Annotated in this window: 20 protein-coding genes; 1 reads left to right on the top strand and 19 read right to left on the bottom strand. The window is 36.5% G+C overall.

The features are described from left to right. Positions 1–61: 61 nt before the first annotated feature. From rpmF to HW423_RS09885, 19 genes are all read right to left on the bottom strand, one after another. Positions 62–244 carry a 50S ribosomal protein L32 gene (rpmF, locus tag HW423_RS09975; RefSeq protein ID WP_138404853.1) on the bottom strand — a complete coding sequence of 61 codons (183 nt, stop codon included), beginning with the start codon at positions 242–244 and terminating at the stop codon, positions 62–64. Between the two features lie 29 nt (positions 245–273). Next, positions 274–825: a YceD family protein gene (locus HW423_RS09970; RefSeq protein WP_218931761.1), complete on the bottom strand. Its 552-nt coding sequence runs from the start codon at positions 823–825 to the stop codon at positions 274–276. Positions 826–916: 91 nt separating this feature from the next. Further along, positions 917–2,089, bottom strand: a complete 1,173-nt coding sequence (locus tag HW423_RS09965; RefSeq protein WP_218931760.1) for a tRNA(Met) cytidine acetate ligase — start codon at positions 2,087–2,089, stop codon at positions 917–919. A 20-nt stretch (positions 2,090–2,109) separates the two neighbouring features. Next, positions 2,110–2,859 carry a class I SAM-dependent DNA methyltransferase gene (locus tag HW423_RS09960; RefSeq protein ID WP_218931759.1) on the bottom strand — a complete coding sequence of 250 codons (750 nt, stop codon included), beginning with the start codon at positions 2,857–2,859 and terminating at the stop codon, positions 2,110–2,112. Then, positions 2,856–3,188, bottom strand: a complete 333-nt coding sequence (rsfS, locus tag HW423_RS09955) for a ribosome silencing factor (protein ID WP_328803173.1) — start codon at positions 3,186–3,188, stop codon at positions 2,856–2,858. The genes HW423_RS09960 and rsfS overlap by 4 nt, the downstream gene beginning before the upstream one ends. Before the next feature lie 32 nt (positions 3,189–3,220). Further along, complete coding sequence (gene yqeK / locus HW423_RS09950; RefSeq protein WP_218931758.1) at positions 3,221–3,829, bottom strand: bis(5'-nucleosyl)-tetraphosphatase (symmetrical) YqeK; 609 nt, start codon at positions 3,827–3,829, stop codon at positions 3,221–3,223. A gap of 17 nt (positions 3,830–3,846) precedes the next feature. Continuing rightward, positions 3,847–4,491 carry a nicotinate-nucleotide adenylyltransferase gene (locus tag HW423_RS09945; protein ID WP_218931762.1) on the bottom strand — a complete coding sequence of 215 codons (645 nt, stop codon included), beginning with the start codon at positions 4,489–4,491 and terminating at the stop codon, positions 3,847–3,849. Positions 4,492–4,543: 52 nt separating this feature from the next. Then, positions 4,544–4,861: a ribosome assembly RNA-binding protein YhbY gene (yhbY, locus tag HW423_RS09940; RefSeq protein WP_218931757.1), complete on the bottom strand. Its 318-nt coding sequence runs from the start codon at positions 4,859–4,861 to the stop codon at positions 4,544–4,546. Between the two features lie 15 nt (positions 4,862–4,876). Next, complete coding sequence (yqeH, locus tag HW423_RS09935; RefSeq protein ID WP_218931756.1) at positions 4,877–5,998, bottom strand: ribosome biogenesis GTPase YqeH; 1,122 nt, start codon at positions 5,996–5,998, stop codon at positions 4,877–4,879. Then, positions 5,991–6,515 (bottom strand): YqeG family HAD IIIA-type phosphatase, encoded by a 525-nt coding sequence (locus HW423_RS09930; RefSeq protein ID WP_218931755.1) that lies wholly within the window; start codon positions 6,513–6,515, stop codon positions 5,991–5,993. The genes yqeH and HW423_RS09930 overlap by 8 nt, the downstream gene beginning before the upstream one ends. A 214-nt stretch (positions 6,516–6,729) precedes the next feature. Next, positions 6,730–6,960, bottom strand: coding sequence for a YkuJ family protein (locus HW423_RS09925; RefSeq protein ID WP_218931754.1), 231 nt, complete (start codon positions 6,958–6,960; stop codon positions 6,730–6,732). A 162-nt stretch (positions 6,961–7,122) separates the two neighbouring features. After that, positions 7,123–8,319 (bottom strand): glycosyltransferase family 4 protein, encoded by a 1,197-nt coding sequence (locus tag HW423_RS09920; protein ID WP_218931753.1) that lies wholly within the window; start codon positions 8,317–8,319, stop codon positions 7,123–7,125. A 100-nt stretch (positions 8,320–8,419) separates the two neighbouring features. Then, a complete protein-coding gene (locus HW423_RS09915) occupies positions 8,420–8,953 on the bottom strand; it encodes a biotin transporter BioY (protein ID WP_218931752.1) in 534 nt (177 codons plus the stop codon). Further along, positions 8,954–9,958, bottom strand: coding sequence for a biotin--[acetyl-CoA-carboxylase] ligase (locus HW423_RS09910; RefSeq protein ID WP_218931751.1), 1,005 nt, complete (start codon positions 9,956–9,958; stop codon positions 8,954–8,956). A 98-nt stretch (positions 9,959–10,056) separates the two neighbouring features. Then, complete coding sequence (gene ptsP, locus HW423_RS09905; protein ID WP_218931750.1) at positions 10,057–11,781, bottom strand: phosphoenolpyruvate--protein phosphotransferase; 1,725 nt, start codon at positions 11,779–11,781, stop codon at positions 10,057–10,059. Further along, a complete protein-coding gene (locus HW423_RS09900) occupies positions 11,781–12,047 on the bottom strand; it encodes a phosphocarrier protein HPr (protein ID WP_138404840.1) in 267 nt (88 codons plus the stop codon). Before HW423_RS09900 ends, ptsP begins: the two co-directional genes overlap by 1 nt. Before the next feature lie 172 nt (positions 12,048–12,219). After that, positions 12,220–13,803 (bottom strand): peptide chain release factor 3, encoded by a 1,584-nt coding sequence (locus HW423_RS09895; RefSeq protein ID WP_218931749.1) that lies wholly within the window; start codon positions 13,801–13,803, stop codon positions 12,220–12,222. A gap of 91 nt (positions 13,804–13,894) precedes the next feature. After that, the gene (locus HW423_RS09890) at positions 13,895–14,545 is read right to left on the bottom strand and encodes a DivIVA domain-containing protein (RefSeq protein ID WP_218931748.1); all 651 of its coding nucleotides are present in this window, start codon (positions 14,543–14,545) and stop codon (positions 13,895–13,897) included. A 96-nt stretch (positions 14,546–14,641) separates the two neighbouring features. Next, positions 14,642–15,700 (bottom strand): M42 family metallopeptidase, encoded by a 1,059-nt coding sequence (locus tag HW423_RS09885; protein ID WP_218931747.1) that lies wholly within the window; start codon positions 15,698–15,700, stop codon positions 14,642–14,644. Positions 15,701–15,804: 104 nt separating this feature from the next. On the opposite strand from HW423_RS09885, the gene HW423_RS09880 reads away from it, so the two are divergent. Then, positions 15,805–16,251, top strand: coding sequence for a GNAT family N-acetyltransferase (locus HW423_RS09880; RefSeq protein ID WP_218931746.1), 447 nt, complete (start codon positions 15,805–15,807; stop codon positions 16,249–16,251). The last annotated feature ends 67 nt before the right edge of the window (positions 16,252–16,318 follow it).

The raw sequence follows: 16,318 nt of genomic DNA, 5'->3' as shown, positions 1-16,318 counted from the left end.
ATACTATTTTGAAATTTAAAGCAAAAAAATAGAGCTAATCAAAAAGATTAGCTCAACAAAATTATTCAGCTGTATTAGATACAACTTCTTTTCCATCGTAGTGTCCACATGAGGAACATACACGGTGGCTTAATTTTAATTCTCCACAGTTAGCACAAGTGTTCATTCCTGGTACTTGTAACTTGTAGTGTGTACGACGTGCTCTTTTCTTTGCTTTTGATGTTTTACGTTTAGGTACTGCCATTCTCTACACCTCCTAGTTGATGTTTGAGGTTATTCTTCCTCATCTTCGTTATCTAATAGCGTTTTTAAGGCTGCAAAGCGAGGATCAACCGATTCGGCTTTCTCTTCCGCTAAGTTTTGCTCGTATTCTTCTTCGGTGACGAGTGTCCAATCATTACCCGACGGTAAATCTCCGTCTTCTTCTCCTGGTTTCAATACTCTTGTAGGTATATTAATCGCGATGTTATCAGTCACTGCTTCATCTAAATCAATATAATCATACTGAAGTACAATCGTAGTCTCTTCATATTCCCCGACGTTTCCATCATATTCCTCATACACATAACGTTCGCTAATTGGAATGTTTAAGTGTAATGATACTGGTTCTAATGATCTCGATGACGGCACCGTCAGTCGAGTATCGATTTGACCATGAAGAATGATATCTTCATTAGAAGGTACGAAATATCCGTTTACCATCACTGATTCCACATCTAAGATTGAAGGATTTCGCTCCATGAGCTGTTCTTTAATATCTAAAGATTCTTCAAAATTAATAATATCATCAGGATGATCTTTTAATTGGCGGATTGTCCATTTCATCTATTATCACCTCTAAAACGACAAGATTTATTATATTGAAGTTTACAATTCTTGTCAAGATTATTTTAATATTAACACGATTCCTTTTCAATTAATAGTGAATTGGGAATCTTCCTGTGTTTTGTTGCATTATTCTATGTTTTGGATTGAGTGAATAGACTGTGTCCGCACGCAAATTTAATTGATAATTTCGTGCGTTGTCTTGAGTCAAATTACTAAATAAATTCAATCCTGTTTGGTTTCGCTTCACCTTAAGTACTTTTCTTCCCGCATCCGAGTAACCAAGTACGCGAATCGTAAGTAGATCATTGTTTAATTTAATGCTTTCTTGCCATTCTTTGTTTGTTATATTTAACAGAATCATCATAAGCTTTCTTTGGATGGATGCTTTCGTCCATCTTTTAGATGTGAGTGTATCAATTAAAGATTCGAAATTATCGGTTTCCAAAATTTGCTGATTAATATAATGTTCAACACCATGATCAATGCCTTGATATTGAGTTAAGCGGTCGGCACTTTGACTTTGTACTTGGTACTTTAGTAAATCATAATAATCAGCAAGTTGTACGTTTGGATGACTTACTAGTTTTTGATATGTCCGCTTTGGTACAGTATCCTCGGTGACTAATTGTTGACGATTCAATTCTCGTATTTGGCTGCCACTTAAGACTTCTTGCATATTTTCATTGTGTTTAATTCTAGAAATAGCTAAGACATCCATCTTAGAATTTAATTGCTTCAAAGCCCTAATGTATTGAATTCCTAATAAATGATTCGGTGAGTCTGTTAAAAGTTTCGCCTTTTCAGAAGAGTTATCTATAGCTTCTACAGCAGATTGATAACTCGCTACATAAGAATAGCCGTCGTTAAGATAAGTTTTAACACTTCTATCGATTGCTTCTTCATTCTCAACTAACCAATGAACATAAGCATTCAAGTCTTCATAGGAAGCAGATTCTGTTCCAAAAACAAGCTGATCTGAACCTAATAATTCTAGTGTCTTAACCGACCAATACGCGAAGTAATCCGCTGCTTGTAAACTAGCTAAGAGTGGTAACTCTAAGACGAGGTCAGCACCGTATTCCAATGCAATCTCAGCTCTTTGCCATTTATCAATTACAGCAAATTCTCCGCGTTGAACAACGTTTCCACTCATCAATACAACGAGCGCATCTGCCGAAGTTCTTTGCTTGATTTGTTCTAATTGATATTGGTGGCCAAGATGGAAAGGATTATATTCGGCAATGACTGAAACAATCTTCATCTTATAACACTCCCCAACTCTTACTTAATACATCTAAAGAACCAACGGTCTGCCTCTTCATCTGTTCTCTTGTCATAATATTTACTTCCGTAATCAACAAACACTTCAATCTTATCCGCTTGAAAGCCTGCTTCAATTAAAGCATCCATATACTTCTCTAGTGGGAAAGTTTGCTCTTGAAGTTTAACATCGACGCGTTCAAACTGCGACCCCTCAACTTGTCTATAGACAGTCAAGTAATGCTCAACGCTTAGTGATTCAGCATCACTGGCGCTTTCCCAAATTAAAGTTGCTGACTCGTCTTGATCAAAGTATTCAAATTCAGAAAAGACATCCGTCATTTGATACGGCGTCCAAACATCAAACAATAACGTTCCATGCTCAGACAAAGTGCGATACATCCCTTGTAACGCCTCTTTAACGGCCTCGTAGTCGTTTAGAAAGCATAGTGAGTCCAAGTAACAAGTGACTAAGTCAAAGCCCCTTAAATCCGCTGATAAACACGTCATATCACCATACATGAATTCAACATTCGGTAAATTAACTACTTCTTGACGAGCAACCTCTAACATATCCTCATCAATATCAATCCCAATGACTGAATCAACGAAAGGAATCATCAGTTGCGTAAACCATCCTGTTCCACAGGCGATATCTAACATTTTTTTAGGCTTCCGGTCTAAACTATTTAAAGTATAGTCTACCCAATATTCATACACAGATAGATCATTGAATCGATCATATACATCTGCTATTTGGCTGAAACTCATTGTTCTGAGATCCAGTCGCTAACATTAACTAATGGTGCATCTTGCCAAATTTTTTCTAAGTTATAATTTGCACGTTCAGAATAGTGGAACACATGAATAATAATATCATTCATATCAATTAAAACCCATTTACCACCGTTTTTTCCTTCAACGTTTTTTAATTCGAAATTATTCTCTTCAATCACGCTAGTAATTTCATTAATAATTGCTGATAATTGTCGGTCATTTTTAGCATCCATGACGACAAAGTACTCTGCTAATGGTGTCAATTGTGCGACGTCTAAGACCATGATATCATGTGCTAAACGATCATCTGCGGCGCGTACAATTACTTCTAATTTTTCTTTTGTGTTTATAATAATTAACCCTCCTGTTTTTTTGCCCAGTGGTTATAAATAACCACACTTTCAACATATACTTTCTTATTCGTTTCAACAAGATGTTTGATTGTTTCTCTCATCTTGTAAAAGACAACTGCATCCAAATCTGTTTCGGCTAATTTTCTAGCTTCATCCACCCCATCAAAGTTGCGACCAGGTTCAATATAATCTGCCACAAAAAGTAATTTGCTCAATAAGCTCATTTCCTTAGCGCCAATCGTGTGTTGTGCAATGGCATGAATGATTTCATCGTCAAACACACTATATTTCGCATGCGCTAATTCTGCCGCAGCTAGGCCGTGCCATACTGCTTCGTTCGCAACTCTTAAGGGCTCATAAGGTGCATACATTGTCGCAAGTTGATACATCTTTTCGTCTGCATAATCTTTACAATGATCATGCATTAAAGCAGAGATACTCACTTTTTCTAGATCTTTGTAATCATATTGTCCTGCTAATTCTAACGCTGTTTCTTCGACTCGAAGAACATGTTTAAATCGTTTTGGTTTGAGTTCTTCTTTAAGATTATTAATTAGTTCCTCTCGCGTCACGTTTATATAATCTTTAGTGTATAGAATTTCTGATACCAAACTCTTGCCTTCTTTCTTTAATCTATCTCATAAAGTCTGTGTTCTTGGATATAGGCTGCCACTTTACTTGGTACTTGATAGCGGATTGATTGTTCTAAGTATACTCTGAGTCGTATCTCTGTTGAACTCAATTCAATCAAAGGTGAATCGACCCAAAGAATAGGATATTGACCTTGGTAAGGGAATTCACCCGGACGTCTGACTCCAACAAATTGAACTAATTGAACTAATTCATCAATTTGCTTCCAAGTTGACAAATCGTTCGCGCTATCCGAACCGATAATGAAATAAAAATCAGATTCTGGATAAGTCTCCACGAAATGTCTCATTGTATCAACAGTATAATTCACGCCACCACGATGAATTTCATAAGGTTGAACTTTGAATAGTGGATTGTTTTCAATTGCTAATTGAATCATTTGAACACGATGTTGTGAAGCAATGGTTGTCTTTCCAGGTGCATGAGGCGGTTTAGCTGTAGGCATAAACCAAACTTCATCTAATTCCAATTGGTTCCCAACTTGTTCTGCCATTAATAAATGACCGAGATGAGGTGGATTAAATGTTCCACCTAAAATACCAATCCGTTTACGCTCATCTCCCGATGCATCCGGAGTAAATTGGCTCAGAATAATCGGTTCGAGTGCTTCTTCAATTGACATAAACTCTTGCGCATTTAATGTGCCATTTGAAATACCCATTCTACACGTCCCCTTAGCTTAATCGATTTACTTGTTGACTGATTTCCTGATGTTTTTCTTTTGATGATGGACGGTATAATATCGCTGTACTACCAATTGTTTGGATAATTACGCCACCGATTTCGTCTGCAATTTTATTTGCAACGTCGTCTAGATCTTCATCACTGTTTTGTAAGATAACGAATTTAATTAATTCACGTTTCTCAATTGCGTTTTCTACTTGCTCAATAAATACATCTGTTAAACCTAATTTTCCCATCTGGAAAAGAGGTTTTAAATTATGCGAGTATTTACGCAAAAATTTTGTTTGTGCTTTATTTAATGTGATCATATAAATTCCTTTCGCTTATATTATGGCTGTTCGTTTAGATACGCTAATTTCTTTAGGCAGCCAAACTTTTATATCTACTTTTGCGTTTACTGTTAACCAACCTAAACCTGTGATACTAATGTCTTGGGTTGGGTCGAGTGTGAATGTTTGTTCTACCAGCTCTGGATACTCATCTACATAATCCTTGCTTGGTGGTGCTAGCATCTCACCAACATGTTTCTGATACAGCTCATCTGCATTCTCAGTTTTAGTCCGATGCAAGTACAATTCAGTTGAAACGTAGAAAGTCATCGCAGTCTTTTCAACTTCTGATTGAACGAGATCCACTCGCCCCACACCGGCTAAAAAGATTGTTTGTCCTTCGTTTAATTGGAAGGTTTTTGGTTTGAGAGGTTTACTTGGTAGCACTTTTTGGTTGTCTGAACGACTTAAATGATGTGCTAATTGAGTACGACGGATGATACCTGGTGTATCAATGATAGCATGTGCATCCGTTAATGGAATTTGAATTAAATCCAACGTAGTACCAGGATGGTTTGACGTTGTAATCACTTCTTTATCTCCACCGTAGTAACCAATCAATTGATTAATCAATGTTGATTTTCCAACGTTCGTTACCCCAACGATATATACATTGCGGTCGCTAATCACTTCTTCAATCTTCTCAGCTAAAGTATAAATCCCCGCGCGCTTTGTCCCGTAAGTTAATACGATATCTTCAGGATACAAACCATGACGGTTTACTGTTTGTCTTATCCAGTCTTTTACTTTTGATTTACGCGTTACTTTAGGAAGTAAATCAAATTTGTTTGCTGCGATGATAAATGGTTGGTTCCCGATAAACCGATGTAAACCAGAGATTAAACTTCCTTCAACATCAAAGATGTCTACAACTAATACAACAAAGGCATCATCATTAGCAATTTCACCCAATTTATTTAAAAATACATCATCATCAATATCTAAATCTTGTAATTGATTGTAATGTCTTAGTTTAAAACAACGTTGGCAGTAAAATTCACCTTTTTCAATTCCTTTATTTAACGCAGATTGTGGTAAGTAACCTATCTCATCTGGATTCTCTGTTTGAATGGTTGCCCCGCAACCGATACATTGAAATGTTTCTTGCTCACTCAAGCGTATTCCCCCAATCACCTGTTCGGTCTATGCCGACGATTTTAAATGCTAGCTTTTCTAATATACGATTAATTATTGTATATATATTATCATTTGGTGCAATAGGTTTGACTAAGATACTCTTAAGATGATTACGATTCGCACCAATCACATCTGTCATAACTTGATCTCCAATAACAGCGACATTCTCCTTAGGTACTTGTAAATCCTCGATAGCAAGTACAAAATGCTTTCTGCGTGGTTTTAAAGCACTTGAAGTAAATCTTAACTCTAATGGTTCTGCTACTTTAAGTACTCGATCATAGTTGTTGTTTGATAAGAGATAAATACCAATCCCTTCTTCTTTAAATCTTGTTAACCATTCAGCCATCTCTTCAGTATGCTCCCACTGATTCCACGCAATAAGCGTATTATCTAAGTCGCATATGATTGCTTTAATATCATGTCTCAATAAATCATCTGGCTTAATTGCGTAAATTGAATTGATGGTCCAGGTTGGAGTCAATAATTTTTTCATATAGTCCCCTTTTAAATTCTTATATTGTCTTTGATATTATAACATATTCTTCCAACATTCTATAATAACATATCATATCAGAGTACTGAACACTATTTGATCACAGTGACAAATAAAACTTCTATCTAACAAAAAAATAATCCTAATAAATTATTACTTCATGTTATAAATCTATAACATTGAATAATTTATTGGGATTATTTGCTGAGTTTAATTAACCTAATAATTCGTAAATTTCAATTGCTACTAAATCGATATCGTCGAACCGGTAAGTTGTTCCTCGTTGACTATCTGATAATTCGAATGCTTTATCATCTGCATGATAAGTTACTTGGCATTTTTCAATACCATCTAGTTCAAAACGGCGAACCTCTGGTTCACTATTATTAGCATTTACCATAGCTTCTAAGCGTTGGATAATACCTGTCAAAACTGAAGTTTTCATAGTTGATTCCTTTCGTTAACAGAATTGCTCAATATGTGAGCAGCAAAACTAAACAAGGTTAGTTTTTCAATATAGTATATGTTAACAAAATGCATTGAAATTGCAAGAATTTAAATAAACTATTTTTGATAAATTCTTATTTTACTACATCTACTAAATAAGTTACGTATTGCTCCATGGCTCTTTAAACTCACTTAACATTTTATCAAAGAAATTTGAGCGTGACTGATTTGTATTTTGAATAATATCTTCATAAAACGCATAAACATTCTCTACAAAGCGTTCAGCAGAGATAGTTTCTAATGAATCCGGTTTAATATTCTCAACTTCACCCGCGTATTTCTTGTTTAAATATTTAACGATGGCTTCTGATAATGACCCATTCGGTGCATAGAGTTGTCCAAATTCGCCTGATTGAATAATTAAGTTTAAGTAATCATTTTCCTTTGCCACAATTGGCAATCGATTCGCGATTGACTCTAAGTATGTTAAACCTTGGGACTCCGATTCACTCGCATTTATGTATAAATCAGCCATTTGGTAATATTGATTGACTTCATTATGTGAAATTTCACCAATGAAGTGAACATTCTCCAAGTCATATCCTTTAGCAATGGTTTCTAGAGTCTCTCGGTAAGGTCCGTCTCCAACTATGACTAAATGAGCCGCTGGATAGGCTTCTTGAACCGCCGGGAATGCCATAATAACCTCGTCTAAAGACTTCTCTTTCGATAAGCGCGATAATGATAGTAATACCGGTGCATCTTGTGGTATATTCAATTTCTTACGGATCATCGCACGATAATTTTCGTTGAATTCTGGTAAAAGAACGCCTGTGGGAATAATGCGCATCGGCGCTTCAACACCATAGTCTTTTAACGTTGCGTAAGTTAATTCACTTGGTGTAATCACTCCATCTGCTTGTCCACAGAATACTTTTGAAAACCAACGTACGTGCTGTCGTTTAATTAAACGCCCATCCCAAATGTAGTGAGTGTAATTTTCATACATCGTATGATAAGTATGAATCGTTGGAATTTTTAATCGACTTGCAACATATTTACCTGCTAAACCTAAGCTAAATTCTGTATGTGTATGGACTATATCTAAGTCATATTCTCTTGATATCTTTACGCATCGTTCTAACCCACCAAAGGCAATTCGGCGATCTTCAAAACTCGCAAAAGGTATACTTGGCAATCTAACTACGCCATTTTCTGGCCGTGCGTCTGGATCTGTTGTTGTAAATATTATGACTTCATGGCCAACTTTTCTTAACTGATCACAAAGTATCTTGATTGAAGTCGATACTCCACTTACTTGTGGAAAATATGTATCAGTAAACATGCCAATTCGCATCAAATACCCCTCTCAACTATAATTTATCTTTTAAACTATAGTACTTTTTAAAGTGTAAAGCTATTGTATCACAAGGTATTTTCAATGTGTAGATTTACATTTATAAGATGCGTTGAAGTCTTTTATAGATAAAGATCGCTAAGAGCGCTTTAAATATATCTCCTGGGATAAAAGGTATCAACCCTAGTTGTAAAACATGCATAAAGCCAGTTTCAATATCTAATACGTTTCGAAAGATAATATACATGTAACTTAAACCAATTATATATAAAATAACCGTTCCAATTAATATGATACCAATAAGTTTCGAATTTGTTTCAGGTTTCAATCGTTGTTTGAGATAACTAATAATAAAACTCGCTGGAATAAAACCAATCACAAACCCAAAGGATGGCGATATGAATGATCCAAATCCCCCAGTTCCACCACTAAAAACCGGCAGTCCGAATAGTCCAATAACTAAATAAGTTAACGTCGTTAATCCCGCGTATTTCGGTGGTAATACTAAACCTATCATTAATACCGCAAATGTTTGTAATGTTAATGGGACCGGACCAAAAGGAATGGTTAGTTGTGAACATATAATTAGTAAAGCTAGCATTAAAGCCATTTGTGTCAATTGTCTTGTTTTCATTTAGTTTCCTCCCTTAGTAAACTGACTACTTGATAAATGAATTTCTTGTCCGAATAATTCTTCTATCTCACCTGAAGGCAACTCCACAATTAAGTGACCTTCTTCGTTTATTCCGCGTATGATACCATGTCTTTCCTCAGTTTTAACGGAATACTTAACAGGTTTGTTAATTCCTAATAGATGATTCGAATAGTAAGATAAATATTCTTTCTTATCAATCTCTTGAATATAAGTTAGGAGACGACTGACATAATTTGAAAGTAAGTCATTTAAATTTAATTCTTTTGGTAACTCACCCTCATATAAAGTACCCGCAACACCTTGTGTCATCTCATCGGCTTCATTAAAGTCCCCCGCTAGATTCAACCCTAAACCTATAACTACCGATGTAATCTGGCCACTTTCGATATCACTGATTGCTTCACATAGAATCCCGCTGACTTTTTTTCCTTTATAAAATAAGTCATTAACCCATTTGATATCAATGACTTTCCCAGTGACTTCCTCAATCGCTTCTGACATCGCAGTAGCCGTTGCAATCGTGAATAAAGGAATATGGTCGGGTTGTGTTTGGTTAACAGGAACGAGTAAAGACGAGTAGAGTCCTTCTTTGATCGTAGAATGAAAGCTCTTTCCATAACGGCCTCTTCCCTTTGTCTGCTTTCTAGCAATCACGTATTTACTGTCATTAGGGTGATTAGCTGCATGAACTTTAGCCACATCGTTCGTTGAAGTGACTTCATCATAAAGTGTGATTTTTAAGTCTGATCCATGTTCGCCTAGTAATAAACTTATTTGTTCTGGATCAATACTTTTCGAACTTTGAATGTATTGATAACCTTTTCTTGGGATACTTTGGATAACATAACCTTGTTCCCGTAATTCTTCAATTGCTTTCCAAACAGCGCTTCGAGTCACAGCAAATTCGGTGGCTAATTCTTGACCTGAATGGACAGTGTTGTTTCCTTCAGATAATTTCTTTAATAATTTATTTTTTAATGCCATCTTTTACTCCCTTGGTCAACCATAAATAATATATGGTTGACGTATAGTGAATAATAAAATCCTAGGCTAAGTAAATAACCTAGGATGTTTTATTAAATTTATTTTGTTGCTTCTTCAACTAATGCGACAACTTCTTCAGATGATGTACATTCATTAATTGCTTTTTCAGCTAATGCTTGCATATCAGTTAAGTTTAAACGTCTCACTAAACTACGTGTTTTTAATACACTTGAAGCACTCATAGAGAACTCATCTAAGCCTAAACCAAGTAATAATGGTACAGCCGTTTGATCTCCTGCCATCTCACCACACATACCTGTCCATTTACCTTCAGCGTGTGAAGCATCAATCACGTTCTTAATTAAACGTAGAATTGATGGGTTATACGGTTGGTATAAGTAAGAGACACGTTCATTCATACGGTCTGCTGCCATTGAATATTGAATTAAGTCGTTTGTTCCTATACTGAAGAAGTCAACTTCTTTGGCGAATTGATCTGCTAACATTGCTGCTGCAGGAATCTCAACCATAATACCAATTTGAATATCTTCTGAAACTTCTACACCTTCAGATAATAATTCTTCTTTAACTTCTAGTAAGAATGATTTTGCTTCACGGAATTCTTGTAAAGTAGCAATCATCGGGAACATTATACGTAACTTACCATGTACAGAAGCACGTAGTAAAGCACGTAATTGAGTTTTGAACATATCTTTCTTGTCTAACGAGATACGAATTGCTCGGTATCCTAAGAATGGGTTCATCTCTTCTGGCAATTCTAAATATGGTAACTCTTTATCTCCACCAATATCCATCGTACGAACAACAACTGCTTTACCATCCATTGCTTCTAGCACTTCACGGTATGCATCGTATTGTTCGTCTTCAGTTGGGAAGTCAGAAGAATCCATATATAAGAACTCAGTACGGTATAAACCAATCGCTTCGGCTCCGTTCTCAAGAACAGCCGTCACGTCTTTAGGTGTACCAATGTTGGCAGCAAGTTCAACAGTGTGGCCATCTTTAGTTTCTGATGGTGAATCCACAAGTTTAGCCCATTCTGCTTTTTGTTCTTCAAAAGCTTGTGCTTTCTCTTGGTATTCTTTCACTTGTTCTTCTGTCGGGTCAACAATAATATGACCTTCTATTGCGTCAACGATAACTAAATCGCCATCTTTAACTTGAGATACAATTGAGTTTGTACCAACAATTGCGGGAATCTCTAAAGAACGCGCCATGATTGCTGAGTGAGAAGTACGTCCACCAATATTTGTAACGAACGCTTTTACAAACTGCTTGTTTAATTGAGCAGTATCACTTGGTGTTAAATCATGTGCAACAATTACAACTTCTTCGCTAATTGTCGCTGGGCTTGGTAATTTAACGCCTAATAATGCAGCGAGAATACGTGTTGAAACATCTTTAACGTCTGCAGCCCGTTCTTGCATATATGCGTTATCTTCCATTGCACTAAACATTTGAATGAACATGTCACTCACGTCGCCTAATGCAGCTTCAGCGTTGATTGCTTCGCTCGAAACTTTCTCTCTTACCTGCCCAGTAAATTCTGGGTCAGCTAAGAACATTAAGTGAGCATCGAAAACTTGCGCTTCTTCTGCACCTAATGATTTTTCAGCAATTGAGCGAATTTGTGTGATTTCAGCTGTTGCTTGTTCAACCGCTTTATCAAAGCGAACTGCTTCTGCTTCAGCATCTTCCACTGTAGTGCGATCAAAAGTTAAATCTGGTTCTGTTAATAGATACACTGGTGCAATTGCAATACCATCACTAGCAGCAATCCCAGTAACTTCGATTTTTGTCATTATGCAGATAATCCTTCGTTTTTCATTGTCTCTGCAACAGCTTCAATGGCTTCTTTTTCGTCGTCACCTTCAGCAGTGATTACAACATCAGCACCTTGCCCAACACCTAAAGACATAACCCCCATGATAGACTTAAGGTTAACTGATTTACCTTTATACTCTAAGTTAATGTCAGAAGCAAATTTACTTGCAGTTTGCACCAATAATGTCGCGGGACGTGCGTGAATCCCAGTCTCAGCAATTACGTTAAATTCTTTCTTTTCCATTCGAAAAATCTCCTTTATAAATGAAATTTTAATACGAGTTTTTAAAAAATAAAACCCTTACTTATATAAGAATACCATTTTTTAAGCGTTTCAACAATATAAAACTATCGATTTATAATCTTTAATGTTTAAAGATGCCTTTAATGTATAAGTTAACAACGGTTAACTGTGATTATAATAGTTGTTCTAACTCAATATCTGGATATTTATCTTGGAACCAACGCTCAGCAAATTGATTCTCAAATAAGAATACTGGAGCTCCAAAGCGGTCACGAACAAGCAAATTACGACTCGAGGACATACTTGGATCTAAGTCTTCCTCTTTAATCCAACGTGCAATTTTATTCCCCATTGGAGTCATATCAACTTCGGCATTATATTCGTTCAATAAGCGGTATTGGAAGACTTCGAATTGAAGTTGTCCAACGGCACCGATAATATATTCTTCCGTATGATATGTTTTGTATAACTGAATCGCACCTTCTTGAACTAATTGTTCAATTCCTTTGTGGAATGATTTTTGTTTCATAACATTTCTAGGACTTACTTTCATGAACATCTCAGGCGTAAATTGTGGTAGAGGTGGGAAAGCAACAGCCTTCTTTCCTGAATACAAAGTATCTCCAATTTGCAGATTTCCTGTATCATATAGACCGATAATATCTCCAGCAACGGCTGTACTCACTTCTTCACGAGTATCTGCCATGAATTGAGTCGTATGAGCCATGCGAATTTTCTTTTGTGTACGGTTTAAGGTCACATTCATACCCGGTTCAAACTGCCCAGAAGCAATACGAATAAAAGCAATACGATCTCGGTGTGCCGGGTTCATGTTTGCTTGAATCTTGAAGACAAAACCTGTGAAGTCATCTTCAACTGGATCGACTTCATCGCCACTTTCAAGTTCAATCGCTGCCGGTGCTGGCGCTAACTCTACGAAAGCATCTAAGAATGTTTGAACACCAAAACCAGTTAAAGCTGATCCGAAGAAGACGGGCGTTAACTTACCGTTAGCAATCTTGTCAAAATCAAATTCGTTCCCTGCTTCATGCAATAATTGTGCATCTTCTAAAGCTTGAGAATAGATTGATGATTCTTTAAACGTATGCTCACCTTGAGCTTCTCCATCTTCATCTAAAGGAATAAAGATATCATCCTCTTCTTCATCATTCCCTCTTAATTCAACGCGCTCATTATATAAATCATAAAGACCGATTAAATTACGTCCCATACCCATCGGCCAATTCATTGGATACGCATCAATACCTAAGACCTCTTCCAATTCAGCCACTAACTCTAAGGGCTCACGGCCATCACGGTCTAATTTGTTAATAAAGGTAAAGATTGGAATTCCACGGTGACTTACAACTTCGAATAATCGTTTCGTCTGTGGCTCAATCCCTTTACCAGAATCAACGACCATGACTGCCGCATCCACGGCCATTAATGTACGATACGTATCCTCTGAGAAATCCTCATGTCCCGGTGTATCGACAATATTTACTTGATGTCCGTCATAGTCTACTTGCATTACCGAACTGGTTACAGAGATCCCTCTTTGTTTCTCGATTTCCATCCAGTCAGATTTAGCGAATTTATTTGATTTTTTACCCTTTGCTTTAACTGTTCCTGCTTCACGAATGGCTCCACTGTATAACAGCATCGCTTCGGTAATGGTTGTTTTACCCGCATCCGGATGAGAGATAATTGCAAACGTACGTCTTCTTTTGACTTCTTGCTCTAAATTATTTACCAAATAGTTACTTCCTTTCATTATTGTTCGTTTCAAAAAAATGGAACAATGCAATGTGATTGAGTTCATCATTGCATTGTTCATAACATAAAAATTATCCGTTGAGTGTTCTCAACTCGATTAATTTTTTCTCGGTATTACGTTCTGGGCCTTGAGTCTCTTTTGAAGCTGCATCATTAGCAATCACCTCATGAATTAATTTCTCTAATTCACGTTTCTCTTCATCAGTTAAAGTACTCTCAGATACTGGCCCTTCTTCGTTATCTTTGCGTTTTTCCACTTTGCCATCTGAAAATTCGTTAATCTGCATCGTATATTGATCCACTTCACTTTTAGGGAATAGTGATTCAAAATCTGTGCCATCAATAAACTCTGATACTTGATCAACCATTTCACGCATCTCATCTTTCATGAATGTTAAGCGATCTCTTAAAGCATTCCCACCATTCAATAAATCATTTCCGCGATTAATTGTTTCTTCTTTTAATTGAGCTGCTTGCTCATTCGCTTTATTAATGATTTGCTCCGCTTGTCCAGCTGATTCTTCGATTATTTGTGAACCTTTTTGTCTTGCATCAACGATACCTTCTTTTAAGGCTGACTCTAATTCGATATAGGTTGCAAGTTGGCTTTCTAAGCTTTCAATCTTCTTTTCCAACTCGTCAATTTTACTTGTCTGTTGACTCATCATCGAATCTACTTGACTTGTGTTATAGCCAAATAAACTTTTCGATATATCTACCACTCATATCACTCCTCTACACTCTAACTCACTCACTGTTATGTACTTCTTATAGTAGCAAATTTCAAGGCATTTTACACGTTCTTTTTACATATTAATTTAATCAATCATTTCTGATTCTAAATATCTTGCAATTAACTCATAGGTAGCATCTACTGATTCGTAGTGTGTACGTTCATAAGCATGACTAGAATCAATTCCAGCACCGATTAAACCGTGGCGAACATCTGCCCCAGCTCTCATAGCTGCGGATGCATCACTTGAATAGAATGGGTAAATATCTAATTGATATGGAATATCATTTGCTTTACAAATATTAACCAACTGATTACGCAAGCCTAAGTGATATGGACCTGATCCGTCTTTAGCACAAATCGAGACACTATATTCATCCGTTCGTTGGTCATCTCCCATAGCTCCCATATCTACCGCAAGATATTCCTTGACTTCAGAAGCAATATTAGAATTTCCTCCGTAACCAATCTCTTCGTTGGTTGAGATATAGAAATGCGTCGTATGTGCTAACTCAATCTGATTACGGTGAATATTCTCAACCAATTCAATTAATAAAGCGACACTGACTTTATCATCTAAATGACGGGATTTAATAAAGCCTTCGTCCGTAATCGTAGCTCTTGGGTCAAAAGAGATAAAATCCCCCACATGAATACCAAGTTTTTCAACATCCTCTTGATTCTTCACTTTATAATCTAAGCGGATTTCCATATTATCTTGATTCCGTTCGGCTGTACGCGCGTCCTTATAGACGTGAACACTCGTTTGGTGCATGAGGATTGTTCCGTTATATTTTTTATCTTCTAAACTAGAATGAACGGTACAGTACTCTCCTTCAATCGCGTTAAAAGTAAAGCCACCAATCAAATCAAGTTTTAAGCGACCATTCGGTTTAATCGCACGAGCCATTCCCCCTAAAGTATCCACATGAGCTGTCACAAAGCGGTGACTTTCTTTATTCTTACCATCGATACTTACAAGTAACCCGCCCTTGGGCGTCACTTCATAAGAGACACCTATCTCATCAAACAAACCACCAATATATTGGATAATATCTGCTGTATAGCCCGTTGGTGATGGAATTGTTGTTAAGTTTTTTACATTTTCTAATCGTTTTTTTGATACTTCTTTTATTTCTGTCATAAAAAAACACCCTTTGCTCATTGTATTTATATTCTCTATTATAGTAAAATAACATCAATAATGTCACTGAGATTAATTATACATGAAATCGTGGAGGGTTTTAAATGAAATTTACTTGGGTATTAGATGGAGACACTTCGATTCTAAAGGATGCATTCGACATTCGTAAGAAAGTCTTTATTTACGAACAACATGTTGATCCGGGAATTGAATTAGATGGTTTGGATCAACAACTAATTCACCTTATTGGATATATTGACAATCGTCCCGTCGCAACCGCACGCATCAATCTTAATGATGCTAAAACTAAAGCTAAAATCCAACGTGTGGCTGTCATCAAAGAACATAGAGGTCAGGGCTTAGGTTTTGAATTAATGGAGGAAATTGAAAGATGGGCTAAAGAAACCAACCCTTCCATTGAGGTACTCAGCTTATCTGCTCAAGATCCAGCCATCCCCTTCTATGAGAAACTAAATTACAGAATCACTAATGAAAAAGGCTATTTGGATGCCAACATCCCTCATCATGACATGGAAAAACAACTCAATTAAAAAACGACCCTTTGACTGTTTTAAAATAGTCGAAGGGTCGTTCATTTTGTATAACTTTAAATAATGG

The sequence above is a fragment of the Ruoffia halotolerans genome (assembly GCF_014049385.1).
GTDB lineage: Bacteria > Bacillota > Bacilli > Lactobacillales > Aerococcaceae > Ruoffia > Ruoffia halotolerans.
Note: the sequence above shows the minus strand (reverse complement) of the source record. Positions and strands in the feature narration are given on the sequence as shown.